Source organism: Polyangium sp. 6x1 (genome assembly GCF_029946515.1).
Taxonomy (GTDB): domain Bacteria; phylum Myxococcota_A; class Polyangia; order Polyangiales; family Polyangiaceae; genus Polyangium.
The window spans coordinates 43,028-63,065 of record NZ_JARZHH010000012.1 but is presented as its reverse complement, the minus strand read 5'-3'; the positions used below and the strand labels follow the sequence as shown (position 1 = coordinate 63,065).

17 protein-coding genes are annotated in these 20,038 nt (G+C 70.0%); 4 read left to right on the top strand and 13 right to left on the bottom strand.

Annotated features, from left to right (window positions below; genetic code table 11):
- Positions 1–41: 41 nt before the first annotated feature.
- Together gyrA and QHF85_RS14395 are read right to left on the bottom strand one after the other, a co-directional pair.
- Positions 42–2,669: a DNA gyrase subunit A gene (gene gyrA, locus QHF85_RS14400; RefSeq protein ID WP_281327737.1), complete on the bottom strand. Its 2,628-nt coding sequence runs from the start codon at positions 2,667–2,669 to the stop codon at positions 42–44.
- A 188-nt stretch (positions 2,670–2,857) separates the two neighbouring features.
- Positions 2,858–4,027 carry a hypothetical protein gene (locus QHF85_RS14395; protein ID WP_281327736.1) on the bottom strand — a complete coding sequence of 390 codons (1,170 nt, stop codon included), beginning with the start codon at positions 4,025–4,027 and terminating at the stop codon, positions 2,858–2,860.
- 185 nt (positions 4,028–4,212) lie between these two features.
- On the opposite strand from QHF85_RS14395, the gene QHF85_RS14390 reads away from it, so the two are divergent.
- Positions 4,213–5,319: a hypothetical protein gene (locus tag QHF85_RS14390; RefSeq protein WP_281327735.1), complete on the top strand. Its 1,107-nt coding sequence runs from the start codon at positions 4,213–4,215 to the stop codon at positions 5,317–5,319.
- A gap of 133 nt (positions 5,320–5,452) precedes the next feature.
- Here the strand turns inward: QHF85_RS14390 and QHF85_RS14385 are convergent, their stop codons facing one another.
- From QHF85_RS14385 to QHF85_RS14370, 4 genes are all read right to left on the bottom strand, one after another.
- Positions 5,453–6,661, bottom strand: coding sequence for an alanyl-tRNA editing protein (locus QHF85_RS14385; protein ID WP_281327734.1), 1,209 nt, complete (start codon positions 6,659–6,661; stop codon positions 5,453–5,455).
- Positions 6,662–6,674: 13 nt separating this feature from the next.
- Complete coding sequence (locus QHF85_RS14380; RefSeq protein WP_281327733.1) at positions 6,675–7,706, bottom strand: hypothetical protein; 1,032 nt, start codon at positions 7,704–7,706, stop codon at positions 6,675–6,677.
- Entirely contained in the window at positions 7,673–9,310 is a 1,638-nt protein-coding gene (locus QHF85_RS14375) for a serine/threonine-protein kinase (protein WP_281327732.1), read from the bottom strand. The genes QHF85_RS14380 and QHF85_RS14375 overlap by 34 nt, the downstream gene beginning before the upstream one ends.
- A gap of 175 nt (positions 9,311–9,485) precedes the next feature.
- Positions 9,486–10,142, bottom strand: coding sequence for a hypothetical protein (locus QHF85_RS14370; protein WP_281327731.1), 657 nt, complete (start codon positions 10,140–10,142; stop codon positions 9,486–9,488).
- A gap of 142 nt (positions 10,143–10,284) precedes the next feature.
- Here QHF85_RS14370 and QHF85_RS14365 point away from each other — a divergent pair, with 142 nt between their 5' ends.
- Positions 10,285–11,418, top strand: a complete 1,134-nt coding sequence (locus tag QHF85_RS14365; RefSeq protein ID WP_281327730.1) for a hypothetical protein — start codon at positions 10,285–10,287, stop codon at positions 11,416–11,418.
- 337 nt (positions 11,419–11,755) lie between these two features.
- Here QHF85_RS14365 and QHF85_RS14360 read toward each other — a convergent pair whose 3' ends face one another.
- The 5 genes from QHF85_RS14360 to QHF85_RS14340 form a co-directional block, all read right to left on the bottom strand.
- Complete coding sequence (locus tag QHF85_RS14360; RefSeq protein ID WP_281327729.1) at positions 11,756–14,119, bottom strand: PAS domain S-box protein; 2,364 nt, start codon at positions 14,117–14,119, stop codon at positions 11,756–11,758.
- Positions 14,120–14,346: 227 nt separating this feature from the next.
- Entirely contained in the window at positions 14,347–14,517 is a 171-nt protein-coding gene (locus tag QHF85_RS14355; protein WP_272424098.1) for a hypothetical protein, read from the bottom strand.
- Positions 14,518–14,592: 75 nt separating this feature from the next.
- Positions 14,593–14,907 (bottom strand): PEGA domain-containing protein, encoded by a 315-nt coding sequence (locus tag QHF85_RS14350; protein WP_281327728.1) that lies wholly within the window; start codon positions 14,905–14,907, stop codon positions 14,593–14,595.
- Entirely contained in the window at positions 14,907–16,463 is a 1,557-nt protein-coding gene (gene guaA / locus QHF85_RS14345) for a glutamine-hydrolyzing GMP synthase (RefSeq protein WP_281327727.1), read from the bottom strand. The genes QHF85_RS14350 and guaA overlap by 1 nt, the downstream gene beginning before the upstream one ends.
- 57 nt (positions 16,464–16,520) lie before the next feature.
- On the bottom strand, positions 16,521–17,015 hold the full coding sequence (locus QHF85_RS14340) for a hypothetical protein (protein ID WP_281327726.1): 495 nt from the start codon (positions 17,013–17,015) through the stop codon (positions 16,521–16,523).
- A gap of 22 nt (positions 17,016–17,037) precedes the next feature.
- Between QHF85_RS14340 and QHF85_RS14335 the strand changes: the two genes are divergently transcribed.
- On the top strand, positions 17,038–17,910 hold the full coding sequence (locus QHF85_RS14335) for a hypothetical protein (RefSeq protein ID WP_281327725.1): 873 nt from the start codon (positions 17,038–17,040) through the stop codon (positions 17,908–17,910).
- Here QHF85_RS14335 and QHF85_RS14330 read toward each other — a convergent pair.
- On the bottom strand, positions 17,879–18,523 hold the full coding sequence (locus tag QHF85_RS14330) for a hypothetical protein (protein ID WP_281327724.1): 645 nt from the start codon (positions 18,521–18,523) through the stop codon (positions 17,879–17,881). The two genes, QHF85_RS14335 and QHF85_RS14330, sit on opposite strands and share 32 nt — an antisense overlap.
- A gap of 67 nt (positions 18,524–18,590) precedes the next feature.
- On the opposite strand from QHF85_RS14330, the gene QHF85_RS14325 reads away from it, so the two are divergent.
- On the top strand, positions 18,591–19,364 hold the full coding sequence (locus QHF85_RS14325) for a glucose 1-dehydrogenase (RefSeq protein WP_281327723.1): 774 nt from the start codon (positions 18,591–18,593) through the stop codon (positions 19,362–19,364).
- Positions 19,365–19,398: 34 nt separating this feature from the next.
- Here the strand turns inward: QHF85_RS14325 and QHF85_RS14320 are convergent, their stop codons facing one another.
- On the bottom strand, positions 19,399–19,986 hold the full coding sequence (locus QHF85_RS14320) for a Uma2 family endonuclease (protein ID WP_281327722.1): 588 nt from the start codon (positions 19,984–19,986) through the stop codon (positions 19,399–19,401).
- Positions 19,987–20,038: the final 52 nt, after the last annotated feature.

Sequence of the window (20,038 nt, the reverse complement as noted above, 5' to 3'; positions counted from 1 at the left end):
TACGTTAGCTCCTGGTCACGCGAGGTGCCAGGGGAGGGGGGTCACTCGGCGACGCCGTTCGTCCCGTCGTGACTCGCGCCGTTCGTGCCATCCGTGCCGTTCGTGCCATCCGTGCCGTTCGTCTCGAGCGGCGGGGGCGGGACCGTGCCTTCCTCGGCCTCGGCGAACGCCTCGATCGCGACGATTCGCTCGTCCCCGTCGACGTTCATGAGGCGCACGCCCTGCGCGTTGCGGCCGGTCTCGCGGATCTCGCTGGCCTTGGTGCGCAGGGTTTGTCCGCGATCCGTCACGAGCATGATCTGATCCGCCGGCGACACCATGGCGACGCCGACGACCGGGCCGTTGCGCTCGCTCGCGTCGATGAGGATGACGCCCTTGCCGCCGCGGCTCTGGAGGCGGAACTCGTCGAGCGGCGTGCGCTTGCCATACCCGCGCTCGCAGACCGCGAGGACACGATCTCGCCCGCCGTCCGTGACGCACAGACCGACGACGAAATCGCCCTCGTTGAGCTCGACGCCCTTCACGCCCATGGTGGCGCGGCCCGTGGGGCGGACCTCCTCCTCGGCGAAGCGGATCGACATGCCCTTGTGCGTGGCGATGAGGAACTCGCGGCTGCCGTCGGTGATCGCCGCGGAGAGGAGCTGATCGTCCTCCTCGATGCGCACGCCGATGATGCCCTTGTCGCGGAAGTTCTCGTACTCCTCGAGCGCGGTCTTCTTGATCTGGCCGCGCCGCGTGAGCGTGACGACGAACCAGCCGGTCTCGATGCGCGGGACCGGGGTGATGGCGGCGATCTTCTCGCCCTGCTCCATCCCGACGAAGTTCACGATCGCCCGGCCCTTCGCGTTTCGCGCCGCGCTCGGGATCTCGTAGACCTTCTTGACGTAGACCTTGCCCTTGTCGCTGAAGAAGAAGACGTAGCTGTGCGTGGAGGCGACGAAGAGCTGGCTCACCCAGTCCTCGTCCCGCGCCTCCATGCCGACCATGCCCTTGCCGCCGCGGCGCTGGGCCCGGTACGTCGTGACAGGCGTGCGCTTGACGTACCCCAGGTGGGAAATGGTGACGACCATGTCCTCCTCCTGGATGAGGTCCTCGACCTGGATCTCGGCCTCGGTCGGGACGATCTCGGTGCGGCGCACGTCGTTGTAGCGGCTCTTGACGTCCTCGAGCTCGCCCACGATGACGTCCATGAGCTTGTGCTCGTCCGCGAGGATGCCCGTGAGGCGGGTGATCTCCTCGGCGAGCTCGCCATACTCACGGGCGAGTTTTTCGCGCTCGAGGCCCGTCAGGCGCGAGAGGCGCATCTCGAGGATGGCCTTGGCCTGGCGCTCGGAGAGGAAGTAGTCGCCGCGCGTGTCACCCTCGACGCACTCGGGCTCGGGGCGGCCGGCGCGGCGCAGGAAGTCGCCGAAGCCGCGGAGGGGGAGCTTCTGCAGGCGATCACGCGCCTCTTCGGGATCCTGCGAGGAGCGGATCGTGGAGACGATGACGTCGACGTCGGTCGTCGCCATGCCGAGGCCCTCGACGAGCTCGCGCTGCGCTTCGGCCTGGCGGAGCTCGTAGCGCGTGCGCCGCGTGACGACCTCACGGCGATGCTCGATGAAGTGCGCGAGCGTCTCCTTGAGGCTCAGGACGGCGGGGCGGCCGTTCGCGATCGAGAGGTTGATGATGCCGAACGTCGATTGCAGGTCCGTGAGCCGGTAGAGCTGGTTCTGGACGACCTGGGGGAAGACGTCCTTCTTGAGCTCGACGACGACGCGCATGCCCTCGCGGTCGCTCTCGTCGCGGACCTCGGAGATGCCCTCGATGCGCTTTTCCTTGATGCACTCGGCGATCTTGGCGACGAGCTTGGCCTTGTTGACCTGGTAGGGGATCTCGGTGATCACGATCTGCTCGCGATCGCCCTTCAAGGTCTTCTCGACGATGCACCTGCCGCGCATGACGATGGTGCCGCGGCCCGTGCGGTACGCCTGATCGATGCCGCTCTTGCCGTAGATGAGGCCGCCCGTGGGGAAATCGGGGCCGTTGACGTGCTGCATCAGGTCGTCGATGGTCGCGTCGGGGCTCCGGATGAGCAGGATCGTCGCGTCGATGATCTCGCCGAGGTTGTGCGGCGGGATGTTCGTCGCCATGCCGACGGCGATGCCGCCGGAGCCATTGACGAGCAGCTGCGGGAACTTCGCCGGCAGGACCGTGGGCTCGAGCTCGGAGTCGTCGTAGTTCGGGGCGAAATCGACGGTCTCTTTTTCGATGTCGGTGAGCAGCTCGGTCGCGACGCGGGCAAGGCGCGACTCCGTGTAACGCATGGCCGCGGCCGAGTCGCCGTCGATGGAGCCGAAGTTGCCCTGTCCGTCGATGAGCGGGTAGCGGAGGCTGAACGGCTGTGCCATGCGGACGAGCGCGTCGTACACGGCCGTATCCCCGTGCGGGTGATACTTGCCGAGCACGTCGCCGACGACGCGCGCGCATTTCTTGTGCGACCCGCTCGGGCCGATCTTCTGCTCGTGCATCGAGTAGAGGATCCGGCGGTGCACCGGCTTGAGCCCGTCGCGCACGTCGGGGATGGCGCGACCGATGATCACGCTCATCGCGTAATCGAGGTAGCTGTTCCTGAGCTCGTCCTGGATGCTGACGGGGATCTTCTGCTGGATGTTCGAGGTATCTTCCATACCGCCGCTCGGGCCTGGGCCTTTGGCGCGAGGAGGCCCGGAAAAAGCCTCGTCCACGCCGGCCAAAGGACGCTCTCAGGTAGTATACGACCCGTGAACCTGCAATCAGGTTCGAGGGTTTTGTACGCAGGTTTGTGTGCGTCGCGGCGCTGGCTCGGTCGGTCCGTCTGGGCCGTCCGCGGAGAGGCTCAAGGCCCGAGCACGCAGGTGGCCGTGCTGACCGCGCCAGGGGCGATTTCAGCGATGCAGCTGGCCGTCACGACGGCCGCGCCGGCCGCGTCGCGGCCGACGAGCTTGATCTGCGCGTAGGAGGCGGGCTCGAGCGGCGCGAAGCGGATGGGCTTGCCGCAAGCGACGGCGTCGGCCTCGAGGTTGCCGGGCGCGCCGAGCAGGGCGTCGTACGTCGCGACGTTCTCCTTCGCGCACGAGGTGCCCGCGGCCGCGAGGACGTCCGCGAGGGAGAGGTCGAGCGCGCCGTCCTTGCTCAGCGGATCGCAGAGCGCATGGACCACGAGGCCCTCCACGGCGAGCGCCGTGCAGGAGGCGCCCCACGTGACGGGCCCGCCGGCCGCGGCGCGCGCCTCGATACGGAACGTGTAGGACTGGTCGGGCTTGATGTTCTGCGTGTACGGCGCGGGCGCGGGGCTCTCGCAGGGGAGGTTCACGAGCGGGGCCAGCGCCGGATCGGTCGGGCGTACGTCGAAGCTCGCGACGTCCCCCGTGACCACGGGGTTGCCCTGCGGATCGACCGTGCTCCGCGTGCAAGCGAGCTCGAGGCCGGGGATGGCGCTCGTGCCGGCGAGCGTGGCGCGAGGATCGATGAGCACGCCGGTCTCGGTCGGGAGCGGCGCGAGCTCTTCGCACGTCTTCGGCGCCACGCGGATGCTCTGCAGCGCGGTGACGTCCTCGCAGAAGGTGGACCAGAGCGGCGTGACGTTGCCCGCGGCAGGCGCGGCGCGGCGGACCATGCTGCGGCTGCCGGAGGAGGTGCCGCCGACGGGCGTGAGCTCGGCGGCGGGGACGTCGTAGCCGTCGATGTGGACGCGGTAGACGTGGCTGACGAGGATCTGCCGGAAGATGACGCTCGCCGTGCAGGTGACGGGCGGCGACGAGGGGAGCGGGAAGGGCGCGGACGGGTCGGTGACGTCGAGGACGGTGGCCACGTAACTCTGCATGGCGCCGCTCGCGGCAGAGCAAGGCACGTCGCCCATGAAGAGGCTCGGCTCGACCAGGATGCTGGTCACGGTCGCCGTGGCGTCGGTGTCGGTTTCGGTGTCGGTGTCGGACGTCTCGTCGCACGCCGTGCTCGCGAGGGCGAGGGCGACGAGCGGCACGAGTGCGAGGGTCCGGCGGCGCATGGGGCCGGCGTAGCCGATGGCCCGGCTCGATGCCAGGCAAAACACACGCGCCCTCGCGCGCGCGCCCCGGGCGTCCGGCGAGGCGTTCGGGGTGCGGGTGGACGGCCCGCCCCGATCGTGATCTGCTCGATCGCGGTCCCGCGCGCTGAATTCGTCGCGCGGGCGCTTGCCTTTCAGGAGGAGCGATGGCGGTTCGGACGAGCGCAACGAGAGGGCTCTACGTCGGGCTTTCGTGGGCGGCCGGTTGCCAGCTCGTGTCGGGGATCCCGGACGAGCTCTCGCTCGGCGGCGGGGCGGGTGGCGCGGCGGTGGCGATGTGTGTGCGCGACGAGGTCCCCGCGCCGCCTCCGGTGGACGACGCGGGCGGCGCCGAGGGGTTCGTCGTGGCGCTGCGCACGATCGACATGGAAAAAGCCGTGAACGACGCGCTCCCCGGGTTGAACCTCGACGGGCTTTGCTCGTGCACCGAGGACAAGCGCGGGTGCGAGTCGGTCGATCCGTCGGACGACAAAGGGTTCTGCGACGACGACAGCGGCCACGACGCTGCGAGCTTCGCGTTCTTCGGCGGCCTCGCGTACCTCCTCGACGTGGGCGACATGTCGAGCTACCTGCGCGACCTGGCCGAGTCCGGTCACTGGACCGTGCTGCTGCGCGTCCAGGGCTATAACGGCGCGAGTGATGACGATCAGGTGGAGGTCGGCTGGTACGGGAGCCTGGGGCTGCCGGCGTCGCCGGCGTGGCAAGGCGCGGATGCGTGGTCGATCCGGCAGGAGTTCGTCGTGCAGGGCCAGGCCGACCCCTACGCGCCGATGTTCGTCGACGCTGCGGCGTACGTGAGGGGCGGCAAGCTCGTGGCTCGGCTCCCCGCGGCGCCGCTCGTGCTCTCGGACGGCGCGTTCCTGTCGCTGCAGGCCGCGCTGTCGAACCTGGTGCTCGTGGCGCGCGTCGATCGGACCGCGAGCGGCCTCTACCGGCTGCGCGAGGGCCGGATCGGCGCGAAGCTGCCGGTGCCCGAGCTCTTCCCCACGCTCGCGGGCTTCCGCGACACGAAGGGAGCCCCGTTCTGCAAGGATGCGCCGCTTTACCCGGCGACGCGGAAGATCTTCTGCCGCGCGGCTGACGTGCTGCTGAGCGACGCGACCGACAAGAACGCGACTTGCGAGGCGCTCTCGTTCGGCATGAACTTCGAGGCGGACCCGGCCATGCTCGGGGCGGTGACGGTTTCTCCCATGCCGTCGGCCGGATGCCCGACGGAGACCGATCCCGCGCTCGACGATTGCAGCAACCTCTGAGAACTGCATCGACCGCACCGCGGTCGATGCACCCGAGGTCCAGGGCTGGCCCTGGTCCGGGTCCAGGGGTGGACAACCCCTGGTCGGGTCCGGGGTGAAACCCCGGCGCTACGCCCTCACAACGACCACGCGCTCAGCGCCCGGGCGTGGCGATCGTCGCGGCTGCGATCGCCCGCCAGTCGATCCCTGCGGGCAGGCGACCTTCGGCGCGCTCGGGCCTGCCGCCGCCGCGCCCGCCCGCCGCGTTGGCTGCGCGCTTGAGGAATGCGCCGCAGTCGAAGTCGCTCGACGGCCCGCGCGCTGCGAGCACGATCGTTCCGCCGTCGGCCTCGCCTGCGAGCAGTGCGACGAGATCCCCCTCGGCCGTGATGCGGCCGGCGACTGCGCGTACGAGGTCGAGGGAGGCGTCGTCGAGGACGCCGATCACCGCCCGTTCGCCCCGCGCCCGCGCGTCGTTCACGAGTGCCTCGGCGATCGCTGCGGCTACGCGCCCGCGCACGCGCCCGAGTGCCTGACGCGCCTCGTCGAGCTCGCGGCGCAGCTTCTCGATGCCCGCGGGTACGTCCTCGGGGCCGCAGGTGAGCTCGCGGGCGAGCGCGCGTACGACGTCCGCTTCGCGGGAGAGCTTCGTCCGGGCCCGCACGCCGGCCGAGAAGGTGACGCGCATCTTGCCCTTGTATCGCTCGAGCCCGTCGATGCGGACGAAGCCGACCTGCGCTGTGTTCGTGCAGTGCGTGCCACCGCAGGGCGAGACGTCGAAGTCGCCGATCGCGACGACGCGCACGTTCTCGTGCACCTTCGGCTGCCTGCGCAGCGGCAGGGCGCGGAGCTCGTCCTCCGAGGGGAAAAATGCGCGGATCGGGACGTCGTCGTCGATGACGGCGTTGACGAGGGCCTCGGCCTCGGCTGCGGCGCGCTCGTCGAGGGTGGCGATGTCGAGGTCGATCGTGCATGCGCTCTCGCCGAGGCGCGAGGAGACGGTCTCGGCGCGAGCGACGTCGGCGAGCGCGCGCGAGAGCATGTGCTGGCCGGTGTGCTGCGCCATGTGGACGAGGCGGCGCGGCTTGTCGATTGCGCCTTCGACCTCGGCGCCGATGGCGGGCTGCGGGCCTTCGAGCACGTGGTGGATCTGGCCTTCGTCGTCGACCTGCACGTCGACGACGACGACCTCGCCGAGGCGGCCGCGATCGGCCATTTGCCCGCCGGACTCGGGGTAAAACGCGGTCTGATCGAGCCGCACGCTCGGGCGGCCTGCGTGGGTCTCGTGGGCGACGACGACGCCGCGGAACGAGAAGAGCTTCGGGTCGTCGTGGTAGAGCGGCGAAGAGCGAGGTGTGGCCAAGGCCGATGGGCTCCTACGGGCGTGACGCGGAGAGGACGTGATCGCGCAGGATGTCGGGCAGGAGCCGGAGCTGGCCGCAGTGCGCGTCGCCGTCCGAGCCCGCGTATCCGCGCAGGAAGAAGTGGTTCTGATCGTGGGCGCGCGAGAGGCCGAATGGATCCTGCGCGGGCGGCGTGGCCGGCACGTCGGCGCCGATCTCGCGCAGGAGGTACGTCCCGGTCTCCAGCGTGGAGGCGTAGTCGGGCGTGGGGACGGCCGTGTGCGTGACGAAGAGCAGGGGCCCGCCGTTCGCCGCGGCGCGCGCGAAGGACGTGAAGGGCAAGAGCTCCGTGGGATCGGGCATCTTCCCGCCGGGCGCGTAGCTCGCGTAGAGCGAGTCGAGCAGGACGACGGCGTCGACGTCGTCGCGGCCTCCGGCGAGGATCCGCGCGATCGCGCCGTAGCCTGCGCTCCACGACGACAGGACGATGCTGCGCGGGCGGGCCGCGGGGTTCTTCGTGGCGAGCGCGACTTCGCGGCTGATCGCCGAGAGCATCGCGTCGAACGTGCCTTCGGATTCGAAGGCGCTCTTGTAGCCGCTCGACAGCGTGCCTGTGTCGAGGCCGGCGATCACGAGGCCGAGGCCGAGGGGCGCGAGCTGCTTGCGGACGGGCTCGGTGCCGTGGAAGTGGACGAGTAGATCGAAGCCGCCGTCGGGCGGAACGGTGAGGCTCGAAGGCACGAGGATGCGGCCGAGCGGGAGCGGTCGCCAGCCGAGGTAGTCGCCGAATCCGCTGTCCGGGAAGTCGCAGCCGCTGCGAGGCGCGGCCTCGGAGACCACGGCCGTGGGCTTGCCGGGCGCGCCGTTTGGCAGCGGGGACATCGTGAGCGTGGGCTCGGCCTCCGACGTCTCCGGGGTCTTCGACGTCGCGCCTTCGTCCTCGCTGCGCGCGGCGGATCCGATCACCACGATGGCGGCGCAGACGCCGACCACCGCGAGATCGCGGAGCGAGGAGGGGAGCTTGCCCTTGCTCAAAAGCCGGGATCCGTGACTTTGGGTACCCACGTCGTGCTCGTCGGCGCCCCGGTGGGCTTTGCGGTCGCGGTCGCCGTGGCCGCGGGCTTCGTCGCGCCCGTGCCTTTCGTCGTGCCCGCGGGTTTGTCGTCTCGCTTCGTCGTCGGTTCAGGGGTCGGGTCGGCGGACGGGAGATCGTTGATGTCGAGGACCGTGCCTCCGCCCGTGTTGGCCGAGGGCGCTTGCGCCGCGGCGGTCTGCACGACCGCGGGCGTCACCGCCTGCGTGGGGACGGGCGGGCTCTGGGGCGTGGGCGCCACGTTTCCTGCGGCGTTTCCGGCCGCGGCGCGGGGCTCCAGCGTGGTGCGCAGGAACATGAACGTGCCGGCGAGCGAGAGCGCGGTCACCGCGCCGACGGCCATGAAGAGCCCTGCGCGATTGTTCGGACGGGGTGCCGTCGACGGCAAGAGCGAGCCGGACATCGCTCCGCCCGCGTACGATTCGGGCGACGGCGGGATGATCGAGGTCGAGGAGCTCCGCGGCATGCTCGTCGGGAAGCTCGTGAGCGCCGAGTTCATGCGGGTGATCGCGATGTCCGAGACCGCCTCGTGCACGTGCGGCTGCGATGCGCCCGGCGACATCGCGATGCCCGCGGCGCGCTCGTCGGCGGCGCGCACGGCGTCGCGCAGCGCGGCGCGTCGCTTCTGGCCACGATCACCCATCACGGAGCGCGTGAACGCGCCGATGTCGTCGTCGACCACCGAGGCGCCCGACAGCGCGAGCACACGCTCGAGGGCGCCGTCGAGCTCCAGCATCGTCTGGTAGCGTTCGTTCGGATCCTTCTTCAGGCAGGTGAGCAGCACGCGCTCGAGCTCGACGGGAAAACTCGGGTTTTTCATGCGCGGCGGCAGGAGCGGGCGCGAGATGATGTTCTTCATCGTGGCGAGATCGTTCTCGCCGAGGAACGGGTGCAGGCCCGTCGTGAGCCGGTAGAGCACGATGCCCATCGCGAAGACGTCGGTGCGCCGATCGACCTTCTGCCCGAGGGCCTGCTCGGGCGACATGTACGGGACTTTGCCCTTGAGCTGCCCCGCCGTGGTCTCGCCGCCCGCGCGGCCGAGGGCCTTCGCCACGCCGAAATCGACGAGCTTCACGATGCCGTCGTACGAGACGAGGATGTTCTGCGGCGAGACGTCGCGGTGCACCAGGTCGAGAAGCTGGTCCTGATCGTCGCGCAGCTCGTGCGCCGAGTGCAGGCCCGCGCAGGCCTGGCGCACGATGCGGAGCGCGATGCGCTGCGGCACGGGGACGTTGCTGCGCTTGGCGGTCTTCGTGATGACGCTGAGCGCCTCGCCGTCGACCCACTCCATGACGATGTAGATCGTGTCGTCCTGCTCGCCGACGTCGAGGATCTCCGCGACGTTCGGGTGATGGATGCGCGCAGCGAGCGAGGCCTCGTCGAGGAACATCTGCTCGAACTGCGGGTCGTCCGACAGCGACGGCAGCATCGTCTTGATCGCGACCGTCTTCTGGAACCCGCGCGAGCCTTTTTGCCGGGCCGCCCAGACCGTGGCCATGCCTCCCTGTGCGATCGGCAGGAGCAGCTCGTAGCGCCCGAGCACCATCCCTGGGGAGAGCTTTTCGTGTTGGGTCATCGGAAGGCCCGGCGAGCGCCGGACAGACGGCGCCGATGCGTCATCCTAGCATCCAGGCCGCTTTCTCCGCCACGAACGCGTGAAATGGCCGTTCGAGGCGTTCCCGAAGATCAGGGCTTGCCGGGGGGCGTGTGCGAAGGGCCTCGGAGGATCGAGGCCCTCGGGGGCGCAGAGATCAGGAGCCGGGGGGAACCGCCATGCCGAAGAGAGCCTGGTAGATCGTGCTCAGCTTCTGGTGCGACTCGCCCGTGAGCATGTCCTTGCCGTAGGGGAGCGTGAAGGGCGTGACGCCGGCGGCCTTGGAGCAGGTGAACCACACCACGAGGTCGACGTTCGGCTGGCCCGGACGAACGAACGAGACGCCCATGCCAGGCGCCGTCGTGCAATTGTTCGCGCCGGCCTGGAAGCTGTCCTCGTCGCCGAAGAGATCGAGGATGTCGTTCTTCATGTCCTCGTTCGTGACGGGGGTCTGGGCCACGATCGCGAGGCCGTTCCAGAGCGGCACCTGCTGCTGGGCGGGCGCCGGCGTTGCCGCCTGGCCGCCCGGGAGGAGGCCCGGCGGGATGAGGCCCGGCGCGGCCTGGTTCAGGCCCTGGAGGAGCTGCTGCCCCGCAGCCTGCATCTCGGGCGGGATCGGCAGGCCCGGGATGCCCGGGAGCGCGCCCGGCGTCGCGGGCGCCGCGGCGACGGGCGGCGGCGGCGCGCTCAGGCGCAGCACGGTGATTTGCGCCTGGTCCATCTGATCGAAGGGCGCCGTGCGAGAGGCACAGCCCGCCGAGAGGGGGGCGACGACGAGAGCAAGACCGAGAAAGGTGCGGAGACTCGAGTTCATCGTTTCTACCTCGCTTAGTACCACGGTTTGACGGACGGGGGGCAAGCCCAGTCGTCGGCAACGTGCTGAAACGTCGCGCGGCGCTCTCGACCTCAGGTCACAGCCGGCGTATGGTCTGCCGAGCGCTCACGGGCGCCCCGACGTGATGGAACCGGATATCGAGCTCGAACGATTCGCCGCCCTTTGCGCGGAGGTCGAGGCAGGGACGCCCCTCGAGGAGGTTTTGCGCGTCGAGGCGCTCTCCGCCGAGGCGTGGGGAGAGAGCCGCAACGCCTGGATGGAGCGCATGTCACGCGAGCCCGAGGCGACGCGGAACGCGCTGGAGGCACGGTACAAAGCCGCCTTCGAGGCGCGCTCGCGGGCCATCGAGGCCCGCAAGGCACGCGCCCCCGCCGGAGGCGGTGAGGACGAGCCGACGCCCCCGCGCGCGCACTCGGTGCCGCTCGGGCTGATGGACACCGTGCCCATGTTGCCCACCGCCGATCCAGAGCAGCTTCTCGCGAGGCTCCGCGCGCGCAGGGCCGCCGCCGCAGCAGCCGCAGCAGGCGAGGGCGCGACGCCGCTCGCGCCGACCGTGAGCGGCGCGCCGGCCGTGAAGCCGCCGCCGCCGCCGCGCGAGAGCGCGCCGGGCGCGATGTCGCCGCCAGACGAGCACGCAACGCCGATGCGGGCGCGCGTCGCGACGATCCCGGATCCGCTGCCGACGCGGCAGACGCCGCACGCGCCCGCGTCACCCGCGAGGCCCGCGCTCCCGTTCCAGGCCGCGCCGCCCGCGCCGCTCCCGCCGCCTCCCAAGCCGTCGTCGCCAGGCATGAAAGCCGCGGTCCTGCCGCCGCCCGCAGCGCCGCCCAAGCCACTCGCCGCGCCGACGCCGCCGCCTTCGCAGCAGCCCGCGGGGTACGGATACCCGCCCGCGCCGGGATCGCCCGCGAGCACAGGGGCGCCGGTGTCGAGCGCGTCGTACGCTTCGCAGCGCCCGACGCCCGTCCCCATGCCGCCGACGGTGCCGCAACCGATGACGCTCGCGGGCTTCCCGGCAGTCGCTTCGGGCCCGCAGCTCAGCCTCGAACGGTACGCGGCGTTCGCCGCGGAGATCGCCGTGAACCCCGTCGCACTCGCCGAGATCCGCACGAAGTACGGCCTCACGGACGCGGCGCACACGGCCGAGACCGAGGCCTGGCAGCGGCGGTTCGCCGCGGATCGCGAGACGTACGTGCGATACGCGACGCTGTACCAGCACTACCGCGACTGGTTCGCGGCGCGCGGGCCGCGCTGATCGCTGGAAGCCGTTTCGCTGGGGCTTTGCCCCAGGCCCCACCGGGGCTGTCCGCCCCTGGACCCGGACCAGCGCAAGCGCTGGACTCGTGGTCGATGAACTGCGCGATGCGCAGTTCATCGAACGGGCCGATTCAAGACCACGCGCGATCCTGCCAGCCAAGACTGCCGCGCGGACGGCTCAACTGGCGATGCGGTCCCACCGGCCTGTGGGAAGAACTGCGCATCGCGCAGTTCTTCCCCAAAAGGTCCAGGGCTGGCCCTGGTCCGGGTCGAGGGGCGGATAGCCCCCGCGGGGTCCGGGGCAGCGCCCCGGCGTGGCGGCCTGCGACAAGACCCTAGCGCGCCGAAACCAGCTGGCGCAGCAGGGCGCGGAGCTTCGGGAGGTCGAACGGCTTTTCGAGCTGGGGGTTTCGGACCTCTTCGAGGAACGCGCGCATGCGCGGCGTGAATGCGCCGCCGGTCACGAAGACGAGGCGCGCGGCGACGTCGGGGGCGCGCTCGCGCAGCGCTTCGTGGACGTCCACGCCTGTCACGTCGGGCATCATCAGATCGCAGAGGATTGCGTCGAACGAAGGGTCCTTTTCGAGCAGCGCGAGTGCGTCGCGGCCGCTCGTCGAGACCACGACGTCGTGCTCGTCGGCGAGGAACATCTTGAGCGCGTTTGCGAGCGGCGCCTCGTCGTCGATCACGAGCACGCGGCCGCGGCGGGGCTTCGCCTCGGGGGGCTTCGGCTTCATGGCTGGTTTCTGGGCGAGGTTTGGCTCGTCGGCGCGGAGAGCCCGTGCGCCTTCGAGGGGTTTGCTGGCGGCGGCGCCGGGCGGGAGCACCACACGAAAGATCGTCTCGCCGGGCCTCGAGGCGAGATCGATCGTGCCGCCGAGGCGCGTGACGATCCCCTGGCAGATCCAGAGCCCGAGGCCCGTGCCCACGCCTGCGGGCTTTGTCGTGAAGAACGGATCGAAGATCTTCGCCTTGACATCGTCTGGGATGCCAGGGCCTGAGTCCATCACCTCGACGACCACGCGCCCCGCTTCGCCGACGTAGGTTCGCAGGCGGATCAGGTTTGCGGCTGCGTTCCCTTCGGGGAGCGCCTGCGCTGCGTTGACGAGCAGGTTCACGAAGACCTGGCCGAGCCGCGCCTCGTTCGCGTCGACGAGCGGCACGTCGTCGTACTGCTTCACGAGGCGTGCGCGGTGGCGGATCTCGCCGAAGACCATGTTGAGCGAGGTGTCGAGCACGCGGCGCACGTCGGTCGGCCCGATCTCGCCGTCGTCCGCGCGGGAGAACGTCCGCAGATCTCGCACGATGCTGCGCATGCGCTCGGCTGCCTCGCGCGCGCCGTCGATCGCTGCTTCGAGCTCGACGAGGCGCTGCGTGAGCTCGCCTGGCGCGAGATCCGCGGCGTGCTCGAGGGCGAAGGTGCGTTGCTTCAGCGTGGGCAGCGCTTCGCCGGTCGCCACCGTGAGCTGCGTCAGCACGTAGGCGAGGGGGCTGTTGATCTCGTGCGCCACCCCTGCCGCGAGCGTGCCGACGGCGGCCATGCGCTCGGCTTGCACGAGGCGCGCTTGCATCTGCTTGCGCTCGGTCAGATCGCGCGCGATGCCGAGGATCGCCGGCGCGCCGTCATAGTCGACGAGCAGGCTCACGACCTCGGCGTGGACGATGGATCCGTCGCGACGGATCAGCCGGTACTCGTGCGGCGAGAGCGCCGTGCCGCGCTCGATCTCGGCGTGGTGGTCTTCCTGCGTGATGCGATCGTCGGGGTGAACGGAGTCACGTGCGAGGCGCCCGATGAACTCGCCGGCGCGCTCGTAGCCGAGGTACGCGACGAGCGCGGGGTTTGCGTAGATCCACCGACCCTGACGCACTACGCCGATGGCGTCGGGCGCGCGCTCGATCAGCGCGCGGAACCGCGCCTCCGAGCGCTTCAGCGCCTCCTCGGCGGCTTGCTTCTCGGTCACGTCCTCGACGAGGGCCGCGACGCCGATCACCTCGCCCTGCGCGTCGACGAGCGGCGCGGCGGACCACTCGCCGCAGATGATCCGTCCGTCCTTGCACCGGTTGTCGTTGCGGCTCCGCTCGACGGCCGTTTGTCGAAGCAAACCCTCCCAGAGCGCGCGGACGAACGGCCAGGCGCTTTCGGGCACGATGAAGCCTGGCTCGCGCTTGCCGATGGCCTCCTCCTCGGTGTAGCCGAAGATCCGCGTCGCCGACGGGTTCCACTCGAGCACCTCGAAGCGCGTGTTCCACACGATCACGCCGAGGGGGCTGCGCTTGACGTAGAGGGCGTGGCGCTGCTCGCTCTCGCGGAGCGCGGAGAGCGCGCGGTTCCGCTCCGTGAGATCCTCGACGACGCCCATGCCGCCGAGGACCACGCCGTTCGCGCCGCGCAGCGGGCAGAGGCGCATCGAGATCCACACGACGGTGTCGCTCGTCGTCGCTTGGTAGCGGCCCTCGTACGACGACGACTCGCCCAAGAGGGCGCGCTCGATCGCCGGCAGCACGGTGCGATCGCGCAGCGCGTGCATGTCGAGGTCTGCGAGCCTCTCGGGCGTCGTCTGGAGCAGCTGCGCGAAGCGCGCGTTCCACGCGGTGAGCCGGAGGTCGCGGTCGTACAGGAACACGCCAACGGGCGCCTGTTCGAAGAGCGTGCGGTAACGCTCCTCGGATTGTCGCAGGGCCTCGCTGGTATCGCTCATCCGTAGAAACCCCGACGCGCGCCGTTCTGCGCCACCGAGCCTTCGTCCACGAGCCGTGGTCGTGAACGAGCCGACGGCAGCTCGCGCCAGCATGCCAAAATGCGAGGCCCTACGGACGGAAAAAGGCGTCCACCCCTGCGTTGTGGGCGAGGGGCGACGCCTTTTCGTCTCGGATCAGCGTACGCTCGGATTTCCCGAGCGTGCCGGCGAGCGTTCCGAACGTCCGGTCAGGACGCCTGTTCGGTCTTCGGGGCCTTCTCGGCCTTGGTCTTCTTCCGCGCTTCGGCGTCCAGCAGGCCAATGCGCGCCTTCTGACCGCGCTTGATCCGCTTCTTCTTGAGCGGCGTGGAGAGCCACTCGTGCCGCAACCGGATGTTCCACTTCGGGGTGTTCGCCATGTCTGTCCTCGGGGAGCGCGGGACGGTAGCGAAACATCCCGCAGAGTCAAGTCCTTCTTGCCCGAACGGGCGCGATCAGTCCGGGATTTTCACGAGGTCGATGTCGAGCCGGATCGGCGGATCGCCTTCGCGGGCCTCGACGAGCTTGTCCCAGGGGAAAAACCCCGACTTCTCCACGGTGATCCGGTGCTTGCCCGGCGGCAGGGCGACGCCGCGCTTCGCCACGAACGCGAGCGCCCCGATGTACATGTCGTCGATCGTCACCGACGCGTCCGGGGCGTTTCCCTTCACCCGCAGCGAGACCGTGGCCGGCGCGCTCGGCGCGCACGCCCCGACGAGGAGGCCGCACAAGAGGGCCGCGATGCTGCCGCGTTTCGTGCTCGTTTCCATCACTCCCACTCGATCGTGGCCGGAGGCTTCGACGAGACATCGTACACGACGCGGTTGACGCCGCGGACCTCGTTGATGATCCGCGCGCTCGTTCGTCCGAGCACCTCGTGCGGGATCCGCGACCAGTCCGCCGTCATGCCGTCCTTCGATTCGACGGCCCGGAGCGCGATCACCTCGTCGTACGTGCGCTCGTCGCCCATCACGCCGACGGTGCGCACGGGCAAGAGCACGCAGAAGCTCTGCCAGATCTTGTCGTAGAGCCCCGCCTCGCGGATCTCCTCCTCGAAGATCGCGTCGGCCTCGCGCAACACCTGCAAGCGCTCCTCGGTGAGCGGGCCGAGGCAACGCACGGCGAGGCCAGGGCCGGGGAACGGGTGGCGCCAGAGCAGGTGGTGCGGGATGCCCATCGTCGCGCCGACCGCGCGCACCTCGTCCTTGAAGAGCTCGCGCAGTGGCTCGACGAGGCCGAGCTGCATGCGCTCCGGCAAGCCGCCGACGTTGTGGTGGCTCTTGATCACCGCGCTCGGGCCCTTCGCCGAGACGCTCTCGATCACGTCCGGGTAGAGCGTGCCTTGCACGAGGAAGCGGCAATCCTCGATCTTCTTCGCCTCCTCCTCGAAGACCTCGATGAAGACGCGGCCGATCGTCTTGCGCTTTTGCTCGGGATCCGTGACGCCGGACAGCGCGTCGAGGAAGCGCTTGCGGGCGTCCACGTGCACGAGCCGGAGGTGGTAGTGCTCGCCGAACATCGACACGACTTGCTCGGCCTCGCCTTTCCGGAGAAGGCCGTTGTCGACGAAGATGCAGACGAGCCTGTCGCCGAGCGCGCGGTGGCAGAGGATCGCGGCGACCGAGGAGTCGACGCCGCCCGAGAGGCCACAGACGGCGCTCGCGTCGGGGCCGACCTTCTGGCGGATCACCTCGACGGACTCCTCGACGAACGAGGCCGGGGTCCATGTGGGCTCGAGGCCGCAGACGTCGAAGAGGAACGCCTCGAGCAGGTCCTTGCCGCGGCGGGTGTGCGCGACCTCGGGGTGGAACTGCAGGCCGTAGATGCGTCGCTCGTCGTCGGCGATCGCGGCGAACGGGGTGGTGTCGGTGGTGCCGAGCGTGGAGAAGCCGGGCGGGAGCTCGACGACCTTGTCGCCGTGGCTCATCCAGACGTCGAGGACGTCGCCGTCCTTGAAGCGCGCGAAGACGCCGGCGGCGCGGGTCGTGCGGACCAGCGCGGGCCCGTACTCGCCCTCGGTGCCGCGCTCGACCTTGCCGCCGAGCAGGTGCGAGAGCAGCTGCATGCCGTAGCAGATGCCGAGGATCGGGATGCCGATGGAGAAGAGCTCGGCCGAGATGTGCGGGGCACCCTCGCCATACACGCTCGACGGCCCGCCCGAGAGGATGATGCCGCGGGGTGCGAGCTCGCGGATGCGCTCGATCGGCAGGTCGTAGCGGTAGACCTCGCAGTACACGGAGGCCTCGCGGATCCGGCGTGCGATGAGCTGGGTGTACTGCGAACCGAAGTCCAGGATCAGGACGAGGTCCCGTCGGCCAGTGAGCATGGTCGCCGCGCTAGCACTTTTCGTGGGAGGGGGCGAGGCGGAGAGGGGGAGAAGCGGCTAGATGGGAATGGGCGTCGGGACGAACGAGGTCATCCCCGGCGGAACGGGTACGTCGGGGTGTTTCTCCAGGATGGCGGCGAGGGCCTTCGCGAGGCGCTCGCCGACCGCCGGATCGCTGCCGCGCGCCGAGTAGAAGACCGCGTATTTCCCGGCGACGGCGGGCGGCGCGGGGCCTCCGTCCGCGGCGAGCGCGACGGACAGGCGCACGAGGGCCCGGTCCTTTGCGCAAACGAGGGTGAGCACGCCGTCCTGCACCGCGAGGATTTCCCGGACGGTAAAACCATCGAGCGTGTCGCCGGGCGCGAGGGGGGCGACGAGGGCGAGCTCGGCTGGACCGGCCGGGCGGGGCGGGGGCGCGGGTCGGGAGGACACGACGGGGGGCGGCGAGGGTCCGGCCGGGGCGTCGCGATCGCGGGAGCACGCGGGGAGGGCGAGGAGCAGGGCAGGGAGGACGAGCGAGCCGAGCCGGATCACGAGGAGCGAGGGTATCATCCCGGTGTACGCTGGGGCTTGCATGGATCGCGCGGGGCTCGTGGCGTTGCTTTTCTGCGTGTCGGCCATTTCGGCCTGCGAGAGCCCACCCGCGCCCGCCGTCGCGTCCGCGGCAGCGTCTGCTTCCGCTCCCGCGTCTGCTCCCGCACCCGCACCCGCACCCGCACCCGCTCCCGCGCTCACGTCCGCCTCCGCCCTCGTCGAGCTGTCCATCCCCGGCCATCCCACCGCCGTCGTCTCGTTGCCCCTCGGCGCCACGTCGAGGAGGCCCGTGATCATCGCGGCGCACGGCAATTACGACCGACCCGAATGGCAATGCGACGCCTGGCGCTCGATCCTCGGTCCTCGCGCGAATCGTGTCTTCGTCCTCTGCCCGCGCGGCGTAGCGAGGCCGGATTCTCCTTCCCCCGACGACGTGCGTTTTACCTATGAGAACAATGCCGCGCTGGAGCGTGAAATCGACGCCGGCCTTGCGGCGCTCGCCGCGGCGTATCCTGATTTCGTCGATTCGGGGCCGGTCGTCCATGCGGGGTTTTCGCTGGGCGCGATTCAGGGCGTGGCCATCGCCGGGCGACGGCCCGAGCGCTCGCCGCGGCTCGTGCTGATCGAGGGCGGGCACGCGGCCTGGAAGCCCGAGGTCGTGAGCGCATTCGCGAAGATCGAAGGCGCGCGCGTGCTGTTCGTGTGCTCGCAATCGGGGTGCGCCGCGGACGCGCGGTGGGCGGCGTCGCGGCTACAGAAGGCGGGGGTCGCGACGAAGATCGCGAAAAGCGCGGACGTGGGGCACAGGTACGATGGCCCGGTCGCCGAGACGACACGCAGTGCGCTGGAATGGGTGTTCGAGGGGGATCCGCGGTTCGAGGTCAAAGCAAAGGCCGCAGCTCCTCCGCCGTGAGGTTCTGAACCGTCACACGGGCGGCCGCGAGGATGGCCTCGTTCAAGGTCTCCTGCGGGAGCACGGACGGTACGATTCGATCGTTTGGCACGTGGATGAAGCCGGCGCGGAGCAGGCCGAGGCGCGTGCCGTGCTCCTGGTGGGTCTGCATCAACGCGAAAAAGACGTCGTCGCAGATGTATCCTCCCGCGTGGGTGCTGGGCTCGACCTCGCCGCCGATCTCGCGAATGGCGTGCTCGATCGGCTCGACGGGGAGGCGCGTGGGGAAGGTGAGCGTCGCCTGCGCTCGTTCCGGGCGAGGATACCGATGGCGGTTGTCGGGACGATTCATACGAGCATTCCCGGCGATCCGTTCGACGCGGAACCGCCTTTGCGCCATTCCGAGGCTGATGACCACGTGAGGCCTCGTCGCCTCGATGTGGGCCACGAGCGATTCGGCGGCGTCGTCCCAGAGCACGGGCAGGAGCAGGCTGCGGACGCTGGCCACGCGAGGCGCGGAGCCGGTGTGGACCGTGAACGTCGTGTGATCGAGGGCGCGCGCGGCGTCGCCGCTGGGGTTGTGGGGCGCGCCGCCGAAGGGCTCGAAGCCGGTGACGAGGATACGAAGCGGCATGCGCCGACGTTAACAATTTTTGCCGCTCATCGCGCTGGCAAAAGCGGGAGGAAACCGTTAGCGTGCCATGCTCATGGGGAAGCTCACGGACAAGGTCGTTATCATCACTGGCGCTTCGGGGGGCATCGGCACGGCGACGGCCGCGCTTTTTTCACGCGAGGGGGCCAAGCTCGTGCTGGTCGGTCGCGACGAAGAGCGGCTCCGGCAAGCCGCGGAGGGGTGCGATTCCGCGCGGACGCGCACCGTGCTGGCGGACGTCCGAAAAGCCGAAGACGCCGTGAGGTACGTCGACACGGCGGTCCAGGCGTTCGGCGGGGTCGACGTGCTCTTCGCGAATGCGGGCTACGAAGGGACGGTCGTGCCCATCGTGGACCTCGACGTGGCGGTGCTCGACGACCTCCATGCGGTGAACGTCCGCGGGACGTTTCTGGGCATCCAGAAGGTCATTCCGCGCATGCTCGAGCGCGGCGGCGGGAGCATCGTGGTGACGTCGTCGACGGCGGCTTTCACCTCGTTCCCGGGGGCCTCTGCTTATGCGGCGACCAAGGCCGCGCTGCTCGCGCTCGTGCGCACGGCGGCGACCGAGCTCGGGCCCATGAACATCCGGGTCAATGCGATGGTCCCGGGCGGCGTCGACAACCGCATGATGAGCTCGTTCACCGAGCAAATGGCCCCGGGGCACGCCGAGGCGCTGCGAGCGGGGTACGCGCAGTCGATCCCCCTCCGTCGCGTCGCCACCAACGAGGAAATGGCGAAGCTCGCGCTCTTCCTCGCGTCGGACGATTCGACGTATTGCCACGGAGCGAGCTTCGTGGCGGACGGCGGGATGACGATCACCTGAAATGGGGCGGCTCCACGCGGGGCCGCCTTTGGTGTCATGCCCGCTCGCTGCTCGGCGCGCGTGGCAGGAAGATGCGCGACATCGGCAATTCGATCGCCTCGAAGGGCGGAATCCGGGCCGTCGCGTGCTCGTCGTACGACGCGATGTTCACCCACAAACCGTCGCGTAGCTCGAAGACCTCCAGAATGCGCTCCGCGGGGTCCACGATCCAGTACCAGCGCACGCCGTACCGAGCGTAGAGGTTTTTCTTGGTCACCCGATCGTGAGGCTCGGTCGAAGGCGATAAAACCTCGCAGATCCAGTCCGGGACGACCGGGATCGGCAGCACGTCCGGATCGGCCAGACGCTCGCGACGGACGCCGAAGAGATCCGGGCGCACGATGTCGTGCAGCCCCAGGGCGACGTCCACATCGAGGAAGATCCACCAGCCGCCGGGACCATCGAAGCCGTCGTCGTCGTGGAATGGTCCACCGACGAACCTTCGCAAGGCCCCCTGCACGTTTGCGTGCCTCGGGCGCGGCGACGGCAGCGTCACCAAGCTGCCCCCGATGATCTCGGCCTTCTCGTCCTCGGGCAAAGCCAAAAGGTCCTCGTACGTCGCGAACTTCCTTGCAGCGTCCATGGTGCCGTCGCCGAGCCTAGCAGATTCGGCCCCCGTCGCGCGCGCCCGTCCG

Bases quoted from the DNA above. Each gene is read 5' to 3' on its own strand.
- gyrA (WP_281327737.1), bottom strand. From the start codon at position 2,669: ATGGAAGATACCTCGAACATCCAGCAGAAGATCCCCGTCAGCATCCAG.
- QHF85_RS14395 (WP_281327736.1), bottom strand. From the start codon at position 4,027: ATGCGCCGCCGGACCCTCGCACTCGTGCCGCTCGTCGCCCTCGCCCTC.
- QHF85_RS14390 (WP_281327735.1), top strand. From the start codon at position 4,213: ATGGCGGTTCGGACGAGCGCAACGAGAGGGCTCTACGTCGGGCTTTCG.
- QHF85_RS14375 (WP_281327732.1), bottom strand. From the start codon at position 9,310: ATGACCCAACACGAAAAGCTCTCCCCAGGGATGGTGCTCGGGCGCTAC.
- QHF85_RS14370 (WP_281327731.1), bottom strand. From the start codon at position 10,142: ATGAACTCGAGTCTCCGCACCTTTCTCGGTCTTGCTCTCGTCGTCGCC.
- QHF85_RS14360 (WP_281327729.1), bottom strand. From the start codon at position 14,119: ATGAGCGATACCAGCGAGGCCCTGCGACAATCCGAGGAGCGTTACCGC.
- QHF85_RS14355 (WP_272424098.1), bottom strand. From the start codon at position 14,517: ATGGCGAACACCCCGAAGTGGAACATCCGGTTGCGGCACGAGTGGCTC.
- QHF85_RS14350 (WP_281327728.1), bottom strand. From the start codon at position 14,907: ATGGAAACGAGCACGAAACGCGGCAGCATCGCGGCCCTCTTGTGCGGC.
- guaA (WP_281327727.1), bottom strand. From the start codon at position 16,463: ATGCTCACTGGCCGACGGGACCTCGTCCTGATCCTGGACTTCGGTTCG.
- QHF85_RS14340 (WP_281327726.1), bottom strand. From the start codon at position 17,015: ATGATACCCTCGCTCCTCGTGATCCGGCTCGGCTCGCTCGTCCTCCCT.
- QHF85_RS14335 (WP_281327725.1), top strand. From the start codon at position 17,038: ATGGATCGCGCGGGGCTCGTGGCGTTGCTTTTCTGCGTGTCGGCCATT.
- QHF85_RS14330 (WP_281327724.1), bottom strand. From the start codon at position 18,523: ATGCCGCTTCGTATCCTCGTCACCGGCTTCGAGCCCTTCGGCGGCGCG.
- QHF85_RS14325 (WP_281327723.1), top strand. From the start codon at position 18,591: ATGCTCATGGGGAAGCTCACGGACAAGGTCGTTATCATCACTGGCGCT.
- QHF85_RS14320 (WP_281327722.1), bottom strand. From the start codon at position 19,986: ATGGACGCTGCAAGGAAGTTCGCGACGTACGAGGACCTTTTGGCTTTG.